General features: G+C 54.0%; 21 protein-coding genes. 10 read left to right on the top strand and 11 right to left on the bottom strand.

Annotated elements, in window-relative coordinates:
* Nucleotide 1: 1 nt before the first annotated feature.
* A complete protein-coding gene (locus BV494_RS08390) occupies nucleotides 2-913 on the top strand; it encodes a Gfo/Idh/MocA family protein (protein ID WP_104922460.1) in 912 nt (303 codons plus the stop codon).
* Between the two features lie 195 nt (nucleotides 914-1,108).
* Nucleotides 1,109-2,638, top strand: a complete 1,530-nt coding sequence (gene murJ, locus BV494_RS08385; protein WP_104922459.1) for a murein biosynthesis integral membrane protein MurJ — start codon at nucleotides 1,109-1,111, stop codon at nucleotides 2,636-2,638.
* Nucleotides 2,639-2,715: 77 nt separating this feature from the next.
* Here murJ and argS read toward each other — a convergent pair whose 3' ends face one another.
* On the bottom strand, nucleotides 2,716-4,449 hold the full coding sequence (gene argS / locus BV494_RS08380) for an arginine--tRNA ligase (protein ID WP_104922458.1): 1,734 nt from the start codon (nucleotides 4,447-4,449) through the stop codon (nucleotides 2,716-2,718).
* Nucleotides 4,450-4,733: 284 nt separating this feature from the next.
* On the opposite strand from argS, the gene BV494_RS08375 reads away from it, so the two are divergent.
* Entirely contained in the window at nucleotides 4,734-5,294 is a 561-nt protein-coding gene (locus BV494_RS08375) for a VOC family protein (RefSeq protein WP_104922457.1), read from the top strand.
* Here the strand turns inward: BV494_RS08375 and BV494_RS08370 are convergent.
* Nucleotides 5,291-6,439, bottom strand: coding sequence for a MalY/PatB family protein (locus tag BV494_RS08370; RefSeq protein ID WP_104922456.1), 1,149 nt, complete (start codon nucleotides 6,437-6,439; stop codon nucleotides 5,291-5,293). The genes BV494_RS08375 and BV494_RS08370 overlap by 4 nt on opposite strands.
* Before the next feature lie 112 nt (nucleotides 6,440-6,551).
* Here BV494_RS08370 and cutC point away from each other — a divergent pair, with 112 nt between their 5' ends.
* On the top strand, nucleotides 6,552-7,310 hold the full coding sequence (cutC, locus tag BV494_RS08365) for a copper homeostasis protein CutC (protein WP_104922455.1): 759 nt from the start codon (nucleotides 6,552-6,554) through the stop codon (nucleotides 7,308-7,310).
* A gap of 86 nt (nucleotides 7,311-7,396) precedes the next feature.
* On the opposite strand, the gene BV494_RS08360 is transcribed toward cutC, so the two are convergent.
* From BV494_RS08360 to BV494_RS08325, 8 genes are all read right to left on the bottom strand, one after another.
* Nucleotides 7,397-7,642 carry a hypothetical protein gene (locus BV494_RS08360; protein ID WP_104922454.1) on the bottom strand — a complete coding sequence of 82 codons (246 nt, stop codon included), beginning with the start codon at nucleotides 7,640-7,642 and terminating at the stop codon, nucleotides 7,397-7,399.
* Nucleotides 7,643-7,751: 109 nt separating this feature from the next.
* Nucleotides 7,752-7,991 (bottom strand): hypothetical protein, encoded by a 240-nt coding sequence (locus BV494_RS08355; RefSeq protein WP_104922453.1) that lies wholly within the window; start codon nucleotides 7,989-7,991, stop codon nucleotides 7,752-7,754.
* A gap of 78 nt (nucleotides 7,992-8,069) precedes the next feature.
* Complete coding sequence (locus BV494_RS08350) at nucleotides 8,070-8,273, bottom strand: hypothetical protein (RefSeq protein ID WP_104922452.1); 204 nt, start codon at nucleotides 8,271-8,273, stop codon at nucleotides 8,070-8,072.
* Between the two features lie 169 nt (nucleotides 8,274-8,442).
* Nucleotides 8,443-9,414, bottom strand: a complete 972-nt coding sequence (gene cmoB / locus BV494_RS08345) for a tRNA 5-methoxyuridine(34)/uridine 5-oxyacetic acid(34) synthase CmoB (RefSeq protein ID WP_104922451.1) — start codon at nucleotides 9,412-9,414, stop codon at nucleotides 8,443-8,445.
* Nucleotides 9,411-10,154, bottom strand: a complete 744-nt coding sequence (cmoA, locus tag BV494_RS08340; RefSeq protein ID WP_104922450.1) for a carboxy-S-adenosyl-L-methionine synthase CmoA — start codon at nucleotides 10,152-10,154, stop codon at nucleotides 9,411-9,413. Before cmoA ends, cmoB begins: the two co-directional genes overlap by 4 nt.
* A gap of 115 nt (nucleotides 10,155-10,269) precedes the next feature.
* Nucleotides 10,270-10,665, bottom strand: coding sequence for an MAPEG family protein (locus BV494_RS08335; protein WP_104922449.1), 396 nt, complete (start codon nucleotides 10,663-10,665; stop codon nucleotides 10,270-10,272).
* 109 nt (nucleotides 10,666-10,774) lie between these two features.
* Nucleotides 10,775-11,593: a DUF72 domain-containing protein gene (locus tag BV494_RS08330; protein WP_104922448.1), complete on the bottom strand. Its 819-nt coding sequence runs from the start codon at nucleotides 11,591-11,593 to the stop codon at nucleotides 10,775-10,777.
* A 75-nt stretch (nucleotides 11,594-11,668) separates the two neighbouring features.
* Nucleotides 11,669-12,244 carry a hydrolase gene (locus tag BV494_RS08325; RefSeq protein WP_104922447.1) on the bottom strand — a complete coding sequence of 192 codons (576 nt, stop codon included), beginning with the start codon at nucleotides 12,242-12,244 and terminating at the stop codon, nucleotides 11,669-11,671.
* A gap of 339 nt (nucleotides 12,245-12,583) precedes the next feature.
* On the opposite strand from BV494_RS08325, the gene aspS reads away from it, so the two are divergent.
* The 6 genes from aspS (at nucleotide 12,584) to ruvB (ending at nucleotide 17,944) form a co-directional block, all read left to right on the top strand.
* The gene (gene aspS / locus BV494_RS08320; RefSeq protein WP_104922446.1) at nucleotides 12,584-14,380 is read left to right on the top strand and encodes an aspartate--tRNA ligase; all 1,797 of its coding nucleotides are present in this window, start codon (nucleotides 12,584-12,586) and stop codon (nucleotides 14,378-14,380) included.
* Nucleotides 14,380-14,826, top strand: coding sequence for a dihydroneopterin triphosphate diphosphatase (gene nudB, locus BV494_RS08315; protein WP_104922445.1), 447 nt, complete (start codon nucleotides 14,380-14,382; stop codon nucleotides 14,824-14,826). Before aspS ends, nudB begins: the two co-directional genes overlap by 1 nt.
* Before the next feature lie 25 nt (nucleotides 14,827-14,851).
* Nucleotides 14,852-15,595, top strand: coding sequence for a YebC/PmpR family DNA-binding transcriptional regulator (locus tag BV494_RS08310; RefSeq protein WP_104922444.1), 744 nt, complete (start codon nucleotides 14,852-14,854; stop codon nucleotides 15,593-15,595).
* 109 nt (nucleotides 15,596-15,704) lie between these two features.
* A complete protein-coding gene (ruvC, locus tag BV494_RS08305) occupies nucleotides 15,705-16,226 on the top strand; it encodes a crossover junction endodeoxyribonuclease RuvC (protein WP_015696865.1) in 522 nt (173 codons plus the stop codon).
* 87 nt (nucleotides 16,227-16,313) lie between these two features.
* Nucleotides 16,314-16,928 carry a Holliday junction branch migration protein RuvA gene (ruvA, locus tag BV494_RS08300; protein WP_104924751.1) on the top strand — a complete coding sequence of 205 codons (615 nt, stop codon included), beginning with the start codon at nucleotides 16,314-16,316 and terminating at the stop codon, nucleotides 16,926-16,928.
* A gap of 8 nt (nucleotides 16,929-16,936) precedes the next feature.
* A complete protein-coding gene (gene ruvB, locus BV494_RS08295; RefSeq protein WP_104922443.1) occupies nucleotides 16,937-17,944 on the top strand; it encodes a Holliday junction branch migration DNA helicase RuvB in 1,008 nt (335 codons plus the stop codon).
* A 79-nt stretch (nucleotides 17,945-18,023) separates the two neighbouring features.
* On the opposite strand, the gene BV494_RS08290 is transcribed toward ruvB, so the two are convergent.
* Nucleotides 18,024-20,402 carry a glycoside hydrolase family 3 N-terminal domain-containing protein gene (locus tag BV494_RS08290; protein ID WP_104922442.1) on the bottom strand — a complete coding sequence of 793 codons (2,379 nt, stop codon included), beginning with the start codon at nucleotides 20,400-20,402 and terminating at the stop codon, nucleotides 18,024-18,026.
* Nucleotides 20,403-20,536: the final 134 nt, after the last annotated feature.

Raw genomic sequence — 20,536 nt, 5'->3', positions numbered from 1 at the left:
CGTGAGCAAACTTCGGATAGGCGTTATCGGGCTTGGCGGGATCGCGCAAAAAGCGTATCTGCCGGTTCTCAGTCATGCTGAAAAGTGGACGCTGGTCGGTGGTTTTTCCCCGAATCAGCAAAAAGCACAGGCCGTTTGCGACAGCTACCGGATGGCCTGTTTTTCCCGTATGGATGAGCTCGCCAGCCAGTGCGACGCTGTTTTTGTCCACAGCAGCACGGCCAGCCATTTCGACGTCGTCGGGCAATTGCTGGCACAGGGCGTCCATGTGTATGTAGATAAACCGTTGGCAGCTGAGCTGGATCAGGCCGAACAATTGGTTGAGCAGGCTAACCGGGTAGGCAAAGCGTTGATGGTCGGGTTTAACCGCCGCTTTGCGCCGCTGTATCGTCAGTTAAAAGAGCAGATGCAGAACCCGGCGTCCCTGCGGATGGATAAGCACCGGACGAACAGCGTCGGGCCAAACGATCTGCGTTTTACATTGCTGGATGATTATCTGCACGTCGTGGATACGGCGCTGTGGCTGGCGGGCGGCAATGCCAGTCTGGAAAGCGGGCTGGTTCAGATTAATGAAGCGAACCAGATGCTTTATGGCGAGCATCATTTCCTGTGCGGAGAAACGCTGGTGACGACGTCAATGCATCGCCGCGCCGGGACGTTTCGTGAAAGCGTGCAGGCGGTGACTGAAGGTGCCGTTTATCAGCTGGATGATATGCGGGGCTGGCGCGATGAACGAGATGACATTCTGACGCAGCAACCTGTTGCAGGCTGGCAAAGTACACTGGCGCAGCGCGGTTTTGTCGGCGCGATTGAGCATTTCGTCGATTGCGTCTCGAACCAGACCGCACCGGAAACCAGCGGCGCACAGGCGATTTATGCGCAGGCTATGATCGAAAAAATTCTGCAAAACTGAGTGAAAGCCGCACAGGATGGTGCGGGTAACAATCTATAACAACTGCCGTTGGCTATTGCATGGCGGATGCGTAGACTAAGCGCATCTTTGAGCCATGCCGGTTCATCTTTCACGCCTGCTGATGCAGGCGTGGTTGTTTAACCTGTTGATCAATATTGCGTTACAGACAGGCCACCGGCAAACAAGAAAAGTGACATGAATCTACTTAAATCTTTGGCAGCCGTCAGTTCAATGACGATGTTTTCACGTGTATTAGGCTTTGCCCGCGACGCCATTGTGGCCCGCGTTTTTGGTGCCGGAATGGTGACCGACGCCTTTTTTGTGGCGTTCAAACTGCCCAATTTATTACGTCGTATTTTTGCTGAGGGTGCATTCTCTCAGGCTTTCGTGCCCATTCTGGCCGAGTACAAAACCCAGCAGGGCGAGGAAGCCACGCGGACGTTTATTGCTTACGTTTCGGGCCTGCTGACGCTGGTTCTGGCGATTGTCACCGTGCTCGGTATGCTTGCCGCGCCGTGGGTGATTTATATTACGGCTCCCGGTTTTGTGGATTCGCCTGATAAATTTGCACTGACCAGTTCGCTGCTGCGCATTACGTTCCCGTATATCCTGCTGATATCACTGGCCTCTCTGGTCGGGGCAATACTCAATACCTGGAACCGTTTCTCGATACCGGCTTTTGCGCCGACGTTCCTGAACGTCAGCATGATCGGTTTTGCGCTGTTTGCTGCGCCTTATTTCCACCCGCCGGTGCTTGCGCTGGCCTGGGCGGTGGTGGCGGGCGGATTGCTGCAACTGGGCTATCAGCTCCCGCATCTGAAGAAAATCGGTATGCTGGTTCTGCCGCGTCTTAACCTGAAGGATGCTGGCGTCTGGCGTGTGATGCGTCAGATGGGCCCGGCAATTCTGGGCGTTTCCGTTAGCCAGATCTCCCTGATTATCAATACCATTTTCGCGTCATTTTTGGTTTCAGGTTCTGTGTCCTGGATGTATTACGCTGACCGTCTGATGGAGTTTCCGTCCGGCGTGCTGGGCGTGGCGTTGGGGACAATCCTTCTGCCTTCGCTGGCGCGGAGTTTCTCGAGCGGCAACCATACCGAATACAACCGTCTGATGGACTGGGGTCTGCGCCTGTGTTTCCTGCTCGCGCTGCCAAGTTCTGTTGCGCTGGGTATTCTGGCGAAACCGCTGACCGTCGCGCTGTTCCAGTACGGTAAATTCAGCGCCTTTGATGCGTCAATGACGCAGCGCGCGCTGGTGGCGTATTCCGTCGGCCTGATGGGACTGATTGTGGTGAAGGTGCTGGCGCCGGGTTTCTATTCGCGTCAGGACATTAAAACGCCGGTCAAAATCGCCATCGTCACATTGCTGATGACACAGGTGATGAACCTCGCGTTTATCGGGCCGCTGAAACACGCCGGTCTTTCGCTGTCGATTGGTCTGGCTGCATGCCTCAATGCGTCGCTGCTCTACTGGCAACTGCGTAAACAGGACATCTTCCAGCCACAGCCAGGCTGGAGAGTGTTTCTGATAAAACTGTTTGTTGCGGTAATTGCGATGTCTGCGGCGTTGCTCGGCATGATGTGGCTGATGCCCGCCTGGGATGTCGGCGGAATGGCATATCGTCTGGCACGTCTGGCGGCCGTTGTCGCGGCGGGCGTGGTGGCGTATTTCGCCGTGCTCGGCCTGTTAGGGTTCCGTGTGAAAGAGTTCGCCCGGCATTAATGCGGCGTTCCGCCGGTAAAACGCAGATACAGAAAAGGCCTCGGAAGAGGCCTTTTTAATGTTTGTATGAATATGAATTACATACGTTCTACGGTTTCGATACCCAGCGTATCCAGACCGGTTTTCAGCGTGCGCTGGGTTAGCAGTGCCAGTTTCAGGCGGCTGTTGCGGCTGGTTTCATCTTCTGCGTTCAGGATCGGACAATGTTCGTAGAAGCTGGAGAACAGGCCTGCCACGTCGTAGAGATAGGCGCACATGGTGTGTGGCGTGCCTTCACGGGCGACAACGGTCAGCACTTCTTCAAATTGCAGCAGACGGGTGGCCAGCGCGGCTTCACGTTCTTCGCTCAGTACAACCGGTTGGGTCAGGCTATTTACGTCGATCTCTGCACGTTTGAAGATTGACGCCACGCGGGTGTACGCATATTGCATGTACGGCGCGGTGTTACCTTCAAAGGCCAGCATGTTGTCCCAGTCGAAGATGTAATCGGTGGTGCGGCTTTTCGACAGATCAGCATATTTGATTGCGCCAATACCGACGGCGTTGACCAGTTTTTCCAGTTCTTCCGCATCTTTCAGCTCAGGATTCTTTTCTGTGATGAGCTTGCGTGCGCGTTCAATCGCTTCGTCCAGCAAATCAGACAGTTTCACCGTGCCACCTGAGCGGGTTTTGAACGGCTTACCATCTTTACCCAGCATCATGCCAAACATGTGGTGTTCAAGCGCAACGGAATCAGGGACATAACCGGCTTTACGCGCGATGGTCCAGGCCTGCATTAAATGCTGGTGCTGACGGGAGTCGATGTAATACAGCACACGATCGGCACCCAGCGTTTCGTAGCGGTATTTCGCACAGGCGATGTCGGTGGTGGTGTACAAATAGCCGCCATCTTTCTTACGGATAATGACGCCCATCGGGTCGCCTTCTTTATTCTTGTACTCGTCCAGATAAACCACGACGGCACCTTCGCTGTCGACGGCCAGACCTTTTGACTGCAAGTCAGACACGATGCCCGGCAGCATGCTGTTATACAGGCTTTCTCCCATAACGTCGTCTTCGGTCAGGGTGACGTTCAGACGGTTATACGTCAGCTGGTTTTGCTTCATGGTCACATCGACCAGTTTGCGCCACATCTGCAAACAGTACTCGTCGCCGCCCTGTAGTTTCACCACGTAACCACGCGCACGTTCGGCAAAGGCTTCGTCTTCGTCGTAGTTCTTTTTCGCGGCGCGGTAGAATTCTTCGAGGTCGGCCAGATTCATGTCACCGGCGTTCTCGTTTTGAATTTTTTCGAGATAGGCAATCAGCATCCCGAACTGCGTGCCCCAGTCGCCCACGTGGTTGGCGCGGATGACTTTGTGGCCGAGCAGTTCATTGGTACGGACAGCGGCATCGCCGATGATGGTGGAGCGGATGTGACCAACGTGCATTTCTTTCGCCACGTTTGGCGCAGAATAGTCGATAACGATGGTTTGCGGCTCTACGGGCGCGATACCCAGTTTTTCGTGATTCAGCGCACTGTCGACGTGTGCGCCGACGAACACCGGATCCAGGAAAATGTTGATAAAGCCAGGACCGGCAATTTCGACTTTATTCGCGATGCCGCTCAGATCCAACAGTTCAACCACTTTCTCTGCCAGTTGTCGTGGTGGCATACCGAGTTTTTTCGCCACGGACATGACGCCATTAGCCTGATAGTCGCCAAACTGAGCCTTAGCGGACTGACGGACCTGCGCTTCGCTGTCGGCGGATGCGCCAGCTGCGATCAGCGCCTGGCTGACTTTATCTGAAAGAAGTGCCTGAATATTCACCGGATTACCTTTAGTCGATATCCCCGTCATCTTTCGGCAGCAGAGTTTTTCTGCAACACGAATGATTTAGGGTGGGAATGTGGTTGTTAACGCGTCCCCCCCTGCGGGAGAACTGAAAAATGATGCGTGTTTATATCATATTAGCCCTGCGGCGTCAGTATTGCCGCACGTCCTGAAGGCATGAAAGCGCGATTCTGCGGCGTGTCTCTGGCAACCGGATGAAAGGCTGTGTAAATTACCCGACCCTGAAGATCTGCAAACCGAAAAGAGATAGGATGCCCGCCATGAAGCATGTGCCTGAGTTACAGGATTTAGTCGACGATATGTTGCGGTTTTCCGACGTATTAACGACATTCGCTGCAAAGTTGCAGATCAATCTGGGTGAATTTCATGCCGATCATATTTCCGTGCGCTGCCATCAGAACACGACGGCCGATCGCTGGAAAACCGGGCTGGCAAAGTGTGGCAGCCTGCTTAATGAAACCCTGATTAACGGGAGGCCAATCTGTCTGTTTACACTCGATGAGCCGTTGACGGTCGGGCCGCTGAGCATTGATCTGGTGGAGTTGCCTTATCCGGGGGATAAGCGTTATTCGCACGAAGGCTGGGAACATATCGAGATTGTGCTGCCGGGCGCAGAAGAAGAGTTGTATACGCGGGCGCTGGCACTGATTGCCGATGAAGCGCTAATGACGCCCGGTATAAAACTGAAGCAGAGTGCGCCCAAAGGGGAAAATGAGCGTTTGCCTAACCCAACGCTGGCGGTCACTGACGGGTCAGTGACGATTAAATTCCACCCGCACAGCCTGCGAGAAATTGTCGCCAGCGAAAGGGAAGAGGGTTAACGCCCGAGCCTTTCCAGCGCGGTTTCCATCCGGTCCAGGGCTTTCTCCAGCAAGGCGCGCTGGCAGCCGAAATTGAGACGTACGCACATCGGCGCACCGAATTCGGCTCCGCCGGAAAAACCGACACCTGCTTCCACAAAGAAACGGTACGGATCTTCCACCCGCAATGCGCTGGCATCAATCCAGCCAAGGTAGGTACCTTCGGGTGCCAGCATGCGTAAGCCGGGCATAGCGTTGATGCGTGACGTCACCAGATCCCTGTTTTCGCGCAAATAGTCGAGCTGTGCGGTAAGCCATGCTTCGCCGTCGCGGTAGGCGGCGGTCGCCGCGACATACGCCAGAATATTGACGTGCGGCACGATGCCTTTGCTGGTGTCGAGAAATTTCCGGCGTAAGTCAGGGTTCGGGATGATCGCCATCGACGCGCCCAGCCCGGCCAGATTGAAGGTTTTCGACGGCGCCATCAGCGTGATCGAGCGTTGTTCTGCATCGGCATTGAGTGAGGCAAAAGGAATGTGCTTCAGGCCGGGTTCCAGAATCAGATCACAATGAATTTCATCGGAACACACCACCAGGTTGTGACGACTGGCGAATGCCTGTTGTTGCAGCAATTCATTGCGACGATAAACCGTGCCGCCCGGATTATACGGATTGCACAACATCAGCAGTTTTTCGCCGCCATCAAGCTGGCTTTCGGCTGTAGCAAAATCCGCTACCCAGCGTTGTTGCTGTTCAACGACCGGAATGGATTTACATTGCCGGCCTTCGGATTGTGCGGCCTGCATAAAAGGGGGATAGATGGGCATCGGCATCAGGCTGCTTTCGTGCGGCGCAACGTTGGCGCGCACGGCCACGTTCAGCCCGCAGACAAGACCCGGAAGCCAGACAATCCAGTCTGGCTGAATCTTCCACTCATAAAGGGCAGACAACCTTTTAACCACGATATCAATCAGTTCCGGTGGCGTAATACCGTAACCAAAAACACCTTCTGCCACGCGTTGTTGCAGCTCTTTAATGACCTGCGGCGGGGACGTGAAGTCGGTATCGGCGACCCAAAGTGGAATCACATCCTGTTGATGATATTTATTCCACTTAACGCTATCACTGTGACTGCGGTCTACCCGCAAATCAAAATTGAGTGCCATAGTTAGCTTTCCTAAGCAGGCAGTTGGGCGGGAATGCCTATGTCAAAGCCTACGCGACATGGCCGGTTACAGACAAGTGTTGTAGCATAATGCCGTATTCAGGAGAGGTCACATGACTAAATTAGAAGTGTGTTGTTACAGCGTCGATTGTGCGCTAACAGCAGAACAAGCCGGAGCAGATCGCGTCGAATTGTGCGCGAGTCAGGCCGATGGCGGCATTACGCCGAGTTACGGCACCCTCAAACTGGCGAGGGAAAAAGTGACGATCCCTGTACATCCGATTGTACGCCCGAGGGGTGGTGACTTTTGCTATAGCCAAAGCGAATTTGATGTTTTAAAAAGTGATATCGCGATGATCCGCGATTTCGGTTATCCCGGTCTGGTGCTCGGCATGCTCGATGGTGAAGGGCATATTGATATGCCAAGAATGTGGGAAGTGATGGCGTTATGCGGTGATATGGCGGTGACGTTTCACCGCGCTTTCGACATGTGTCTGAACCCGAAGATCGCGCTTGAGCAGTTGACTCAGCTAGGCGTGGCGCGCATCCTGACTTCCGGGCAGCAGCAAAATGCGGAAGTGGGTTTACCGATGCTTCGGGAACTGAATCAGCTCACGCGTGGTCCTATCATTATGGCAGGCGCGGGTGTGCGTCTGACGAATCTGCAAAAGTTTGTCGATATCGGGCTGACAGAATTACACAGCTCGGCAGGGCGTCAGGTTCCTTCTTCTATGCGCTACCGCAAAGCCGGTGTCACCATGAGTTCCGACACCGATTTTGATGAATTCAGTCGTTATTGCGTGGACGGTGATATTGTTGCCGCAATGAAAAGTACATTGCAGTTTGACGATCAAATATCCCGCACGGCGTAATAATCTCAAAATTTAACCGGGTCTTACGGCCCTTATTGCGTCGCCCTGCGCAAGTACCAGGCCCCGTCATTTTGGCGGGGCTTTTTTTATTCTGAATTACGGTTTATAGCGGGTTTTGCCGCTGTTTCAATCAGGGTGACAAGGTGTTCAATGGCGTCATTTGTTGGGGTCGGGTTATCGCTGCCGGCCACGTTCCGGCGCAAAGATTCCACAACTTCTGTTTTTACATCAGGAAGGCTAATTGAAATAGACGCAATGCTGAATGCAATTGCAGCCTCCAGAGCCTGTGCTGTGCGCAGAAGAACGTCCGGATTATCGTGGGAGTCAGACATTTCATAACCTTGTCATTTTAATGGTTATGAAGAGTAGCATTTCTTTTACATTAAAAAAGGTTATCGGGATTACAAAACAGATAAGTGTGATGATTTAGTGAGGAAAGTGTCAGCCCCAGGTGAGATATGCCACACCAAACATGCCGGCCTTAACCACCAGGCACATGACAAAAAGACCTAAAACAATCACGGCACGATCAAAAAGGAATCGGATTCTCCGGCGCATACTTTTCTCCGCGACAGGTTCGCGTTCTGATGAATAACTTTGGCCGAATTTATACACGAAATAGTATGAATCAATCCAACGATAAAGCACGAAAACAGGAAGCTTTACAAAGGCCTGGCGCACGATGCCCGTCAGTCCTGATCTTAAGGCCGGAAAAGGTGAATAAATTTGGGAGATTTATGTCAGTCAGAGAGGCGCTGGCTACTTTTCGTAGAAGTTTTTTATCTTGATGGCGACATCAATATTGGCCCAATGTAATTCGTTTTCCTGATGCAGGCTGCTGCTGCCATCTTCCCAGGAAACGTAATACGACACGATTTCCTTGTCGGACTCAAACGTATTCATCACGGTGCCTTTAATATCGCCGGATCTGTGTTGAACGATACTGCCTTTAGGGAATTTCATACATCCTCCCAAAACGTTAACCACGATCTCTGTCAGAACAAACAGATAGCCATTCCGAAAGGTTAGACCTTTTTAATCCCGGATGTACAGCGTGGCGAGGCAGAAAGCAGGATAAAAATGCGGAGGTGAAGTTTCCGCCAGACGGTGCGCCTGGCGGAAAAAGCAGCGCTTAAGGTTTGCGGGCGATAAGCAACGCGCGGCGCGGTGCCGGATACCCTTCGATAGTTTTGGTCGGATCGTTCGGATCGAGGAATTCGGCCAGCGATTCGCTGGTCATCCAGTCGGTACGGCGCTGTTCCTCAACCGTGGTAACGCTGACGTCCGCGATGCGCACATCCACAAATCCGCATTTAATCAGCCAGTCTTTCAGTGCTTCGGCGGAGGGAATGAAGTAGATATTGCCCATCTGCGCGTAACGGTCGCCCGGTACCAGCACCTGCTGACTGTCGCCTTCGACAACCAGCGTTTCCAGCACTAATTCACCGCCGCTGACCAGCTGGTTTTTCAACTGATAAAGATGATCCAGCGGCGAGCGGCGGTGATAAAGCACGCCCATCGAGAAAACGGTGTCAAACGCGTTCAGCTCGGGTAATTGTTCAATGCCCAGCGGCAGTAAATGTGCACGCTGATCGCCGCCCAGCAATTTTCGCACGGCTTCAAACTGGCACAGGAAAAGCTGCATCGGATCGATACCGACGGCCAGATGTGCGCCCGCGCCAATCATGCGCCACATGTGATAACCGCTGCCGCAGCCCACGTCTAAAATTGTTCGGCCCGCCAGAGAAGAGATGTGCGGAAGTACGCGTTCCCACTTCCAGTCAGAGCGCCATTCGGTATTTATTTCAACGTCATACAGCGAAAACGGACCTTTGCGCCACGGCATCATATTGCGCAGCAGGTTTTCGATGCCTTCGCGCTGACCGGCGGGCAGAGGGATTTCCATGTTGGCGGAAACGCTGTGCAGCAAATCCAGACGTTCAGGCTGTAACAGCGGCAGGCGGTCAACCGAGTTAAACCAGAGTTTAAACTTCCCGTGCAGCGATTCTTTCTGCCAGGCGGTCAGTTGCGAAGGCAGTGTATTGAGCCACAGGCTCAGCGGGCCTTTGGCAATCACGCGGTAAAAATCACCAAAATCAATCATTCTGCTTCCCCGGCTTTCACGGCAATCAGCGAGCCAAAGTTGAAGCACTGGAACCAGAGTTCTGTGTGCTGGAAACCGGCCTGATGCAGGCGGGCTTTGTGGGTTTCGACAGAATCGGTGAGCATCACGTTTTCCAGCATGCTGCGTTTCTGGCTGATTTCCAGTTCGCTGTAGCCGTTCGCGCGTTTGAAATCGTGATGCATATTGAACAGCAGTTCGCCGACGTCTTTGTCCGTGAAACTGAATTTTTCTGACAGCACGAGTGCCGCACCCGGACGCATTCCCTGATAAACCTGATTCAGTAAGCGCTGACGATCGTCGGGTTCAAGGAATTGCAGGGTGAAATTGAGCACCACCATCGACGCATTTTTGAGTTCGATATCCAGAATATCGGCTTCGATAACGCTAACCGGCGTGTCGGCGCGAAAAGCGTCGATGTGGCGACGGCAGCGTTCGACCATGGCGGGGGAATTATCCACAGCAATGATTTCGCATCCCGAAACCTTGATATTGCGGCGCATCGACAGCGTAGCCGCACCGAGCGAGCACCCCAGATCGTAGACATTCGTGTCGGGCTTAACAAAGCGCTCGGCGAGCATGCCAATCATCGAAATAATGTTGGAATAACCCGGTACAGAACGTTGGATCATATCGGGGAAAACTTCAGCGACGCGTTCATCGAACGTCCAGTCGCCCAGCTTATCTATCGGTGCAGAAAACAGCGTATCGTGCTTTTCCATAAGGATGAGTCGAACCAAAAAATTGAAAGGGCAGAATTTTGAGGCAGAATTTTAGCAGATACTGAGGCGGGCAGATACCTGTGCGCGGCGCTGCCCGTGAAAAACGGCGGAAAAGCTAGTCAAATGTCAGAAACTGGGACCACGGCAGATAGACGATATTTGCGATAACCATCAACACCAGTGAGATGTAGGTGGCGGCCATGCCGTTGCGGCGCCAGGCGAATTCACGATGTTTTAAACCGTAGTAGTGGAACAGACGACCGGTAATCAGCAGCAATCCGCAGGCGTGGATCATCCAGACGCCGGCACCGTTCATTTCCATAAACAGCAGCAATAAACAACCTATTGGCAGGTATTCGACGGCGTTGCCGTGGACGCGGATGGCCGTTTGCAGTTCGTAGGAGCCGCCGTCGCCGGTGGCAATGCGATACTGCATTCTCAGACGTACCACATCAAAAGAGAGTTTGATCAAAAGTATGGCGGCAAGCACGACATATAACGCGCTAATCATGATGACTTCCTTGGTTATTCCCTGTGATCCGATGGGGCAATGACCTGCTTCACTGCGTCACTATGATAGCGGTAAGACGTAAAACTGTCGTCAGACAATCCGGAAAACTTTAGAACAGCGCGTCCTGTTCCGGCCAGTCTGGCTCAGGCTGAACGCCGGGGATTTTCGCCCGCAGCAGGGGCCAGAGACTGCGCGCCTGCTGAGGTGCGTCGGTGCAATCTGGCGTATGGATAAATAAATAAGGAGAAAGCCCCTGTGTTTCCCAGGCTGCCAGCTTGGCTGCCCACTGCGCGAACAATGGCTGGTTATCTTCCAGCACATCACCGCCGATAAAACGCACGATAGGGCGCGTCGCAGTCACGACGGCATGAAGCGGCAGAATCGGTTTTTTGCGCTTGGCATCGAGCACCGCTTCGGTCAGTGATTTCGAACTGTGAACCGGACGGCTGTCGAGAATGGTGCGGTTAATGCCACGCTGATGTAGCCCCTGATTCAGCGCGCGCTCGGCATCGCCCTTGGCGAAAAAATCGGGATGGCGGACTTCAACGCCGTAATCAAAACCGGCGGGCAGGGCATCCAGAAATTGCCATAAACGGTCGAGATGTGCGGGTGCGAAAGCGGGAGGAAGTTGTAACCAGAGCTGGCCGATGCGTTCGCCGAGCGGTTCCAGCGTGCGGTAAAACGTATCGACATCTTCCTGACAGTTAGCCAGCGCCGCTTTATGGCTGATGGCCGACGGGAATTTGAAACAGAACCGGAAGGATTCGGGTGTCATATCGCGCCAGCGCATCACGACGTCCTGTTTCGGCAACGCATAAAACGTGGTGTTGCCTTCGACACAATTGAAATACCGGGCGTAATCCGCCAGATCGCGAAGCCCGATGCGGGCCCATGCGCTGTGGTGCCATTGTGGTAAACCAATAAACATGCCGCGTTTCCTTTGATTTTCCATAAAAAACGCCGCCTGTGCGGGCGGCGTCAGGGGTATTCCGGCAGGGTAACGTTACTGCGGCAACGCGGCAAGTACTTCGGCGGTTGAGCGCACGCGGCTGATGCGCGGGAAGATAAACTGCACGCTCGACTGATGATGGTCGTTGTTGTGCGCGCTGCAGGCATCTTCGGCGATCACCAGCTCATAGCCGTGTTCCCAGGCGTTACGTGCGGTGGATTCCACGCCGATGTTGGTGGAAATACCGGCCAGCACGATGCTTTTAATACCACGACGGCGCAGCTGTAAATCCAGATCCGTACCGTAGAACGCGCCCCACTGGCGTTTAACCACCAGCAGGTCTTTATCGGTGACGCCCAGTTGTTCCGGGAATTCCCACCAGCTTGCCGGTAAACCGCCTTCCGGCGCAGCAGAGGGCACGTCAACCGGCTGTTTCAGCGCTTCGTCAAAAGAGTCGGACCAGCCCACGCGTACCATTACAACCGGCGAGCCCAGTTTACGGAAACGGTTTGCCAGTTCAGTGGCGTTATCCAGAACCTGCTGCGCGGTGTGCGGACCGCCGGCAAACGGCAGAATGCCTTTCTGTAAGTCGATCAGCACCAAAGCGGTCGTTTTAGGGTCAAGTTTCATGGCGTTTAGCTCCCGGTTATCAAAGTGGGTAAATAGAGGAAGGAAGAATGAACGGCGTGTACAAAGGGGATAGCGGGAGTCTATGCTAACGCGTGGGTCGAAATGGGGATAATTTTGTTAAATTATGTGTAGCAAGCAACATGCGCGAATTTCCGCGCCAGCCTTGATGTGTTCGTACTTATCCTGCGGCGTAAATTCCTTTATAATAGCCGCCTTTTTTCGACCCGAATAAAACCCATTCCGCGCGCTGCACAGTTTTGCGGCGGGCGACCAGAGTGAATAACCGTTTCTGTACCTGTGCGCCATGAGGCCGGGTAGTGGGATCAAAAGGATACCGTTATGCGTACTGTATATTGTGGAAAGCTGAATGCGTCCAATGTGGGCCAGGAAGTGACATTGTGTGGCTGGGTTAACCGTCGCCGCGATTTGGGTGGTTTGATTTTCATCGATATGCGTGACCGCGAAGGTATCGTTCAGGTCTTCTTCGACCCGGGCCAGGCGGAAGCCTACAAACTGGCTTCTGAACTGCGTAACGAGTTCTGCATTCAGTTAACCGGCACCGTCCGTGCGCGTCCTGAAAGCCAGTTCAACAAAGACATGGCGACCGGTGAAGTGGAAGTGTTTGCCAGCCAGCTGAACATCATCAACCGTTCAGAAGCGCTGCCGCTCGACTCCAACCACGTCAACACCGAAGAAGCGCGTCTGAAATACCGCTATCTGGATTTGCGTCGCCCTGAGATGGCTAACCGCCTGAAAGCGCGCGCAAAAATCACCAGCTTCGTGCGTCGTTTCATGGACAGCCATGACTTCCTCGACATCGAAACTCCGATGCTGACCAAAGCCACGCCGGAAGGTGCGCGTGACTATCTGGTGCCAAGCCGCGTGCACAAAGGCAAGTTCTATGCATTACCGCAATCCCCGCAGCTGTTCAAACAGTTGCTGATGATGTCCGGTTTTGACCGTTACTATCAGATTGTTAAATGCTTCCGTGACGAAGATTTACGTGCTGACCGTCAGCCAGAATTTACCCAGATCGACGTGGAAACCTCTTTCATGAGCGCGGAACAAGTGCGCGAAGTGATGGAGAAACTGGCCCGCGAACTGTGGCAGGAAATCAAAGGCGTAGAACTGGGTGATTTCCCGATCATGACCTACGCAGAAGCCATGCGTCGTTTCGGTTCAGACAAACCAGACCTGCGTAACCCGATGGAAATGGTTGATGTGGCTGACCTGATGAAAAACATCGAGTTCAAAGTGTTTGCCGATCCGGCAAACGATCCGAAAGGTCGTGTGGCGGCATTGCGCGTTCCGGGCGGCGCACAGCTGAGCCGTAAGCAAATCGACGAGTACGCGAAATTCATCGAAATCTACGGCGCGAAAGGCCTGGCTTACATCAAAGTCAACGAAGTGGCCAAGGGTCTGGAAGGCATTCAGAGCCCGGTCGCGAAGTTCCTCAATGCGGATTTGTTGTCTGCTCTGATTGAACGTACCGGCGCGCAAGACGGCGACATGATCTTCTTCGGCGCAGCCAGCGCGAAGATTGTGACCGACGCAATCGGCGCACTGCGCCTGAAAGTGGGCCGCGACCTGAAAATCACCCACGAAGACATGTGGGCTCCGCTGTGGGTTATCGACTTCCCGATGTTTGAAGACACCGACGAAGGCGGCCTCAGCGCCATGCACCACCCGTTCACCGCACCGAAAGAAATGACGGCGCAGGAACTGGCGGCGAACCCGGTTTCCGCAATCGCGAACGCGTACGACATGGTCATCAACGGCTACGAAGTGGGCGGCGGTTCCGTGCGTATTCACCGCAGCGAAATGCAGCAGACCGTGTTCAGCATTCTGGGCATTAACGAACATGAACAGCGCGAGAAATTTGGCTTCCTGCTCGACGCCCTGAAATACGGCACACCGCCACATGCCGGTCTGGCATTTGGTCTGGATCGCCTGGTCATGCTTCTGACCGGTACCGATAATATCCGTGACGTTATCGCCTTCCCGAAAACCACGGCAGCCGCCTGTCTGATGACCGAAGCACCCAGCTTCGCGAATCCGGCGTCTTTGCTGGAACTCGGTATTGCGGTTGTCGCGAAAAAAGAAGTGACACCAGACACAAATACAGAGAATAACTAATGAGCTATAAGCGTCCTGAGTCGATACTGTGCGTCATCTACGCCAGAAACACCGGCAGGGTGCTGATGCTCCAGCGAAAGGATGACCCGAATTTCTGGCAGTCGGTGACCGGCAGTCTGGAAGGCGGGGAATCCCCGAGTCAAACCACGCAGCGTGAAGTGATGGAAGAGGTCGGTATCGACATCGCGGGTGAGAACCTGGCGCTTCAGGATTGTGACCGCTGCGAGGACTTTGAAATATTTGCGCATTTGCGCCATCGCTATGCTCCCGGCGTAACCCGTAATAAAGAACATTGGTTCTGTCTGGCGTTACCCGATGAGCGTGATGTGGTTCTTACGGAACATCACGCGTTCCGGTGGCTGGGAAAAACGGAAGCGGCAGCGCTGACCGTCTCCCCGAGCAACCAGCAGGCGATTGAAGAATTTGTAAACTATTCGGTCTGTTAAGACTTTAGACTTTTTGGAGATATTTATGGCAGGTCACAGTAAGTGGGCCAATACCAAGCACCGCAAAGCGGCGCAAGATTCTAAACGTGGCAAAATCTTCACCAAAATCATTCGTGAGCTGGTTACCGCTGCACGTCTGGGCGGCGGCGATGCGGGTTCAAACCCACGTCTGCGTGCGGCAATTGATAAAGCACTGTCCAACAACATGACCCGCGATACCCTGAACCGTGCCATTGCGCGTGGCGTCGGGGGTGACGAAGACACCAACATGGAAACCATCATTTATGAAGGTTACGGTCCGGGTGGTTCGGCAATCATGGTCGAATGTCTGAGTGACAACCGCAACCGTACCGTGGCTGAAGTGCGTCACGCCTTCAACAAAACCGGTGGTAATCTGGGCACAGACGGTTCCGTTTCTTACCTCTTCTCCAAAAAAGGCGTGATTACTTTCGCACCGGGCCTGGATGAAGATGTGCTGATGGAAGCCGCGCTGGAAGCAGGCGCAGAGGATATCCTGTCTTACGACGATGGCGCCATCGACGTATTCACTGCCTGGGAAAATCTGGGCGAAGTGAAAGACGCACTGGAAGCCGCCGGTTTCAAAGCGGATTCCGCAGAAGTCACCATGATTCCATCGACCAAAGCCGATATGGATGCAGAAACTGCACCTAAACTGTTACGCCTGATCGACATGCTGGAAGATTGTGACGATGTACAAGAGGTTTACCACAACGGTGAAATCTCCGACGAGATCGCAGAAACTCTGTAATCTCACCGCAGCCGGTGGTTCCCACCGGCTGGCTATTCTCAAATCCCTCAGCAGTTTATACTGTCCCTCACTTTCTTAAAAAAACGACAACACAAGGCGTTGAGCGGCTATGGCTATTATTCTGGGGATCGACCCCGGTTCACGCATCACCGGCTATGGCATTATCCGTCAGACAGGCCGTCAGCTCAGCTATCTGGGCAGCGGCTGTATCCGTACCGTCGTTGACGATATGCCGGGGCGTTTGAAGTTAATTTATGCCGGCGTTTCGGAAATTATTACGCAGTTTCAGCCCGACTTTTTTGCCATCGAATCGGTGTTTATGGCGAAAAATGCGGACTCCGCGTTAAAGCTCGGACAGGCGCGCGGTGCGGCGATTGTAGCTGCGGTGAACCAGGATTTGCCGGTGTTTGAATATGCCGCGCGGCAGGTGAAACAAACGGTTGTCGGCACTGGCGCTGCTGAAAAATCTCAGGTGCAGCACATGGTGCGTTCTATCCTGAAACTGCCTGCCAATCCGCAGGCCGATGCCGCCGATGCGCTGGCGATTGCGATTACACATTGCCACATGAGCCAGAATGCGATCCGGCTGAGTTCTGATAAATTGCAGATGGCGCGCGGACGTATGCGATAGACGCCGCAAGTCCATTAGGCTGGATATCCATCCAGCCTTTTTTATGATATAAACATTGCTGCTTTTGACCTGATAAGGAAAATGAACGTGATAGGCAGACTTCGAGGCATTATTCTGGAAAAACAGCCACCTCTGGTGCTGTTGGAAACCAACGGCGTGGGCTATGAAGTTCAGTTGCCGATGACCTGTTTTTACGAATTGCCCGAACTGGGTCAGGAAGCCATCATCTTCACGCAATTTATTGTTCGCGAAGATGCCCAACTGCTCTACGGGTTCAATGACAAACAAGAGCGCGCGCTGTTTCGTGAACTGATTAAAGTCAACGGCGTCGGGCCAAAGCTGGCGCTGGCTATCTTGTCAGGCATGTCGGCACAGCAGTTTGTCAGCGCAGTGGAAAAGGAAGAAATCACTGCCTTAATTAAGTTACCTGGTGTCGGTAAGAAAACCGCAGAGCGCCTGGTCGTCGAAATGAAAGACCGGTTTAAAGGATTAAACGGTGATCTATTTAACAATCATACTGATATCACGCTACCTGCATCGGCGTCGAAAGCGAAAGAGTCTGATGCCGAAGGTGAAGCAGTAGCCGCCCTGATATCCCTCGGATACAAACCCCCGGAAGCCAGCCGCATGATCAGTAAAGTGGCGAAACCGGATGCAGGATCCGAAACGTTGATTAGAGAAGCGCTGCGCGCGGCGCTGTGAGGTAAACGATGATTGAAGCTGACCGCCTGATTTCTTCCGAAGTTTTCGGTGAAGAGGAAGTCATTGACCGTGCGATCCGCCCGAAATTGCTCAGCGAATACGTTGGGCAGCCTCACGTGCGTTCGCAGATGGAAATCTTTATTCAGGCGGCAAAGCAACGCAAAGATGCACTCGATCACCTGCTGATTTTCGGGCCGCCGGGGCTGGGTAAAACCACGCTGGCGAACATTGTCGCCAACGAAATGGGCGTGAATTTGCGGACCACTTCCGGCCCTGTACTGGAAAAAGCCGGCGATCTTGCCGCGATGCTGACCAATCTCGAACCTCACGACGTGCTGTTTATCGATGAAATTCACCGCCTCTCGCCGGTTGTCGAAGAGATTTTGTACCCGGCGATGGAAGATTACCAACTGGATATCATGATTGGCGAAGGCCCGGCGGCGCGTTCCATCAAGCTCGATTTACCGCCGTTCACCCTGATTGGTGCCACGACGCGCGCCGGTTCCCTGACGTCCCCGCTGCGTGACCGTTTCGGGATTGTGCAGCGCCTTGAGTTCTATCAGGTCGCCGATTTGCAGCACATCGTCGGGCGCAGTGCGTCCTGCCTCGGGCTGGAATTGTCGGAAGAAGGCGCGCATCAGATTGCACGCCGTTCACGCGGCACACCGCGTATCGCCAACCGCCTGTTGCGCCGCGTGCGTGACTTTGCCGAAGTCAAAGGCGACGGCACAATTAATGGTGATGTAGCGAATGGCGCACTGGACATGCTGGATGTTGATGCGGAAGGTTTTGATTATATGGACCGCAAACTGCTGCTGGCGATTATCGATAAATTCACCGGCGGGCCGGTGGGGCTGGATAACTTAGCTGCGGCAATTGGTGAAGAGCGCGAAACGATAGAAGACGTGATCGAACCCTTCCTGATCCAACAAGGCTTTATCCAGCGCACCCCGCGCGGACGTATGGCAACCAACCATGCGTATAAGCATTTCGGCATTACGCGGGAAACTGAATAACAACCTTTCTGAACCCTGTAAAAACGGACGCTGATGCGTCCGTTTTGCTTTCTGATGCCCTGCGATCTGTGCGTTGCCGTTACTGATTCATCTCGCACCGGCTGACCATCCGCCAGTTACGCGGCAGCTCAAGCACATCTCCGGCCAGCGTTACCTTACCGCTGGCGCGAATATCGGCACTGGAAGCGCCGACCTGCACGTCGAAAACCCCAGGCTCTACGATGCGTTTGTGCGCGGCGTTGGTGAAATTCAGCATGTCAGTTGGAATACTGAAATTCAGCGTGGCGGTTTCCCCAGCGTCCAGTTTTACGCGCTGGAACGCTTTCAGCTCATGTACTGGTCGAACCAGAGAAGCCACGCAGTCGCGCAGATAAACCTGAACCACTTCGCTGCCTGCCCGCGAACCGGTGTTGGTCACCTGAATCTGCACGGTAATTTCGCCGTTTTCGATAGGGATCGGCTGCTGATTTAGCTGCAAATCATGGTACCGGAACGTGGTGCCGCTCAGCCCGTAACCGAACGGGTATTTCGCGCCGAAGTGGAACGCAATCGGCGTCCCGCCACTTTTCAGTTTGTGATTGTAGTAATACGGCATCGCGCCCGCACTTATCGGCACGGAAACCACCAGCCGCCCGGATGGCGCTTCCTTGCCGCTCAGCACATCGGCAATCGCCCGTCCGCCTTCCTGTCCGGGCGCGAACGCCATCAGGAATCCGGCCACTTTTTCCTCTAAACCACCCAGCGAATACGGACGACCGCCTGTCATAATGACAATGGTCGGCTTACCGGTCGCGACAACCTGCTCAAGCAATTGTTGCTGAACGCCGGGCAACTGAAGGCTGTCGGTGTCAGAACCTTCGCCGACCGTGCCGCTCTGGAACAGTCCGGCCAGATCGCCGACAAACACCAGCGCCACGTCACTTTCCCGCGCCAGTTTTACCGCATCGGCAATCTGTGCGGTGTCCAGAGAAACGGGCGAACTTTGCATTGGCTTACCGGCATCACCGGGGAACACTGGCGCACCGGCTGTGCGTTTTTCGAGAATATGGCAGCCTTTCGCGTAACGAATATTCTGCTCGCCGTATGCCGAACGCAGTGCCTGAAGCGGCGTTGTCACCTGTCCGGTGTGCGCTTCCATCTCGCTGATAATCAGATGTACCGGGAAACTGTAACCGCTAAGCAATGCCAGCGGGTCGTCAGCCGTCGGGCCAATCACCGCAATTTTCTGGTCTGGTGCGGGTTTCAGCGGCAGAATGCCGTTATTTTCCAGCAATGTAATGGAACGAACTGCCGCTTCCCAGGCCAGTTCACGGACGGCGGATTGCTGCATGTTGGGCTGTGATTCGGGCGCATAGGGCTGCTCGAAAAGCCCGAGGCGGAATTTTTCTGTCAGAATACGGGCGACAATTTCGTCGATCTTAGCCATATTAATCAGCCCGCGTGATACCGCTTTGGCCAGATGCTGAGCGCAATCACCTTTCGGTAATTCAATATCCAGTCCGGCGTTGAATGCCAGCGCCGCTGATTCTGCATCATCGTGGCTGACGCCGTGATGCTGATGCAGCAGACTGACACCGCCGTAATCCGCCACGATCAGTCCGTCAAAGCCCCATTGTTCGCGCAAAACTTCCGTCAGCAGAAAGTGATCGCTGTGGCACGGCTGGCCGTCGATATCGTGATAAGCCGGCATGACAGAACCGGCGTTGGCCAGTTTTACTGCCATTTCGAACGGCAGCAGAAACGTGTCGTTAAGTTCGCGAAACCCGAGGTGCACCGGAGCGTGATTGCGTGCGCCTTCGCTGAAAGAGTGGCCGACGTAATGTTTCAGCGTGGCGAGTAAATCACGCTTTTCGCCCTGCAAGCCGCGCACGTAGGCAGTTGCCATGATCCCCACCAGATACGGGTCTTCGCCAAATGTTTCTTCGGTGCGTCCCCAGCGCACATCGCGCGACACATCAAGAACCGGCGCTAAACCCTGATGACAGCCGATGCTTTGCGCTTCCTCACGGATAGCGGCGGCGACCTTTTCCATCAGCTCGGGGTCCCACGTTGATGCGTAACTGAGCGAAGAGGGGAACAGCGTGGCATCTTTGCACAATAAACCGACCAGACATTCTTCGTGAAACATCGCCGGAATGCCCAGCCGCGTTTCTTCGACCAGCGTTTTTTGCAGGCGGTTCAGCGCCCGGACGCCTTCTTCCGGGCTGACGACGTGCGTGCCGAGCGGGCGGGTGATTTGCCCCGCGCCGGACGCCAGCTGTTTTTCCAGCGCTAACGTTTCTTTATGACCGGCGAAATCATCACTCAGGTCTGAGCGTTCTTTATGATTTCCGCCGCTGTCGAGGATGAGCCAGAACGCGTGCATCTGGGCGAATTTCTCCTCCGGCGTCATTCGCGCCAGCAGGTCGGCGACGCGGGTGGCGACGGGTTGCGAAGCATCCTGATAAAGATGAGCCATCGTATTTCTCCTTGATTAACCACAGGGACAACGGATGAAAAGGCGAAGCATGAACAGAAGTATTGTGAATGGGGCGCAGGTAAACAATTGAGGAAAGGAATATGTAATTTACGTTTTTTGATTTTGTTTTCTAT

Source organism: Rahnella sikkimica (assembly GCF_002951615.1).
GTDB lineage: Bacteria > Pseudomonadota > Gammaproteobacteria > Enterobacterales > Enterobacteriaceae > Rahnella > Rahnella sikkimica.
This window is presented reverse-complemented; position numbering and strand designations above follow the sequence as displayed.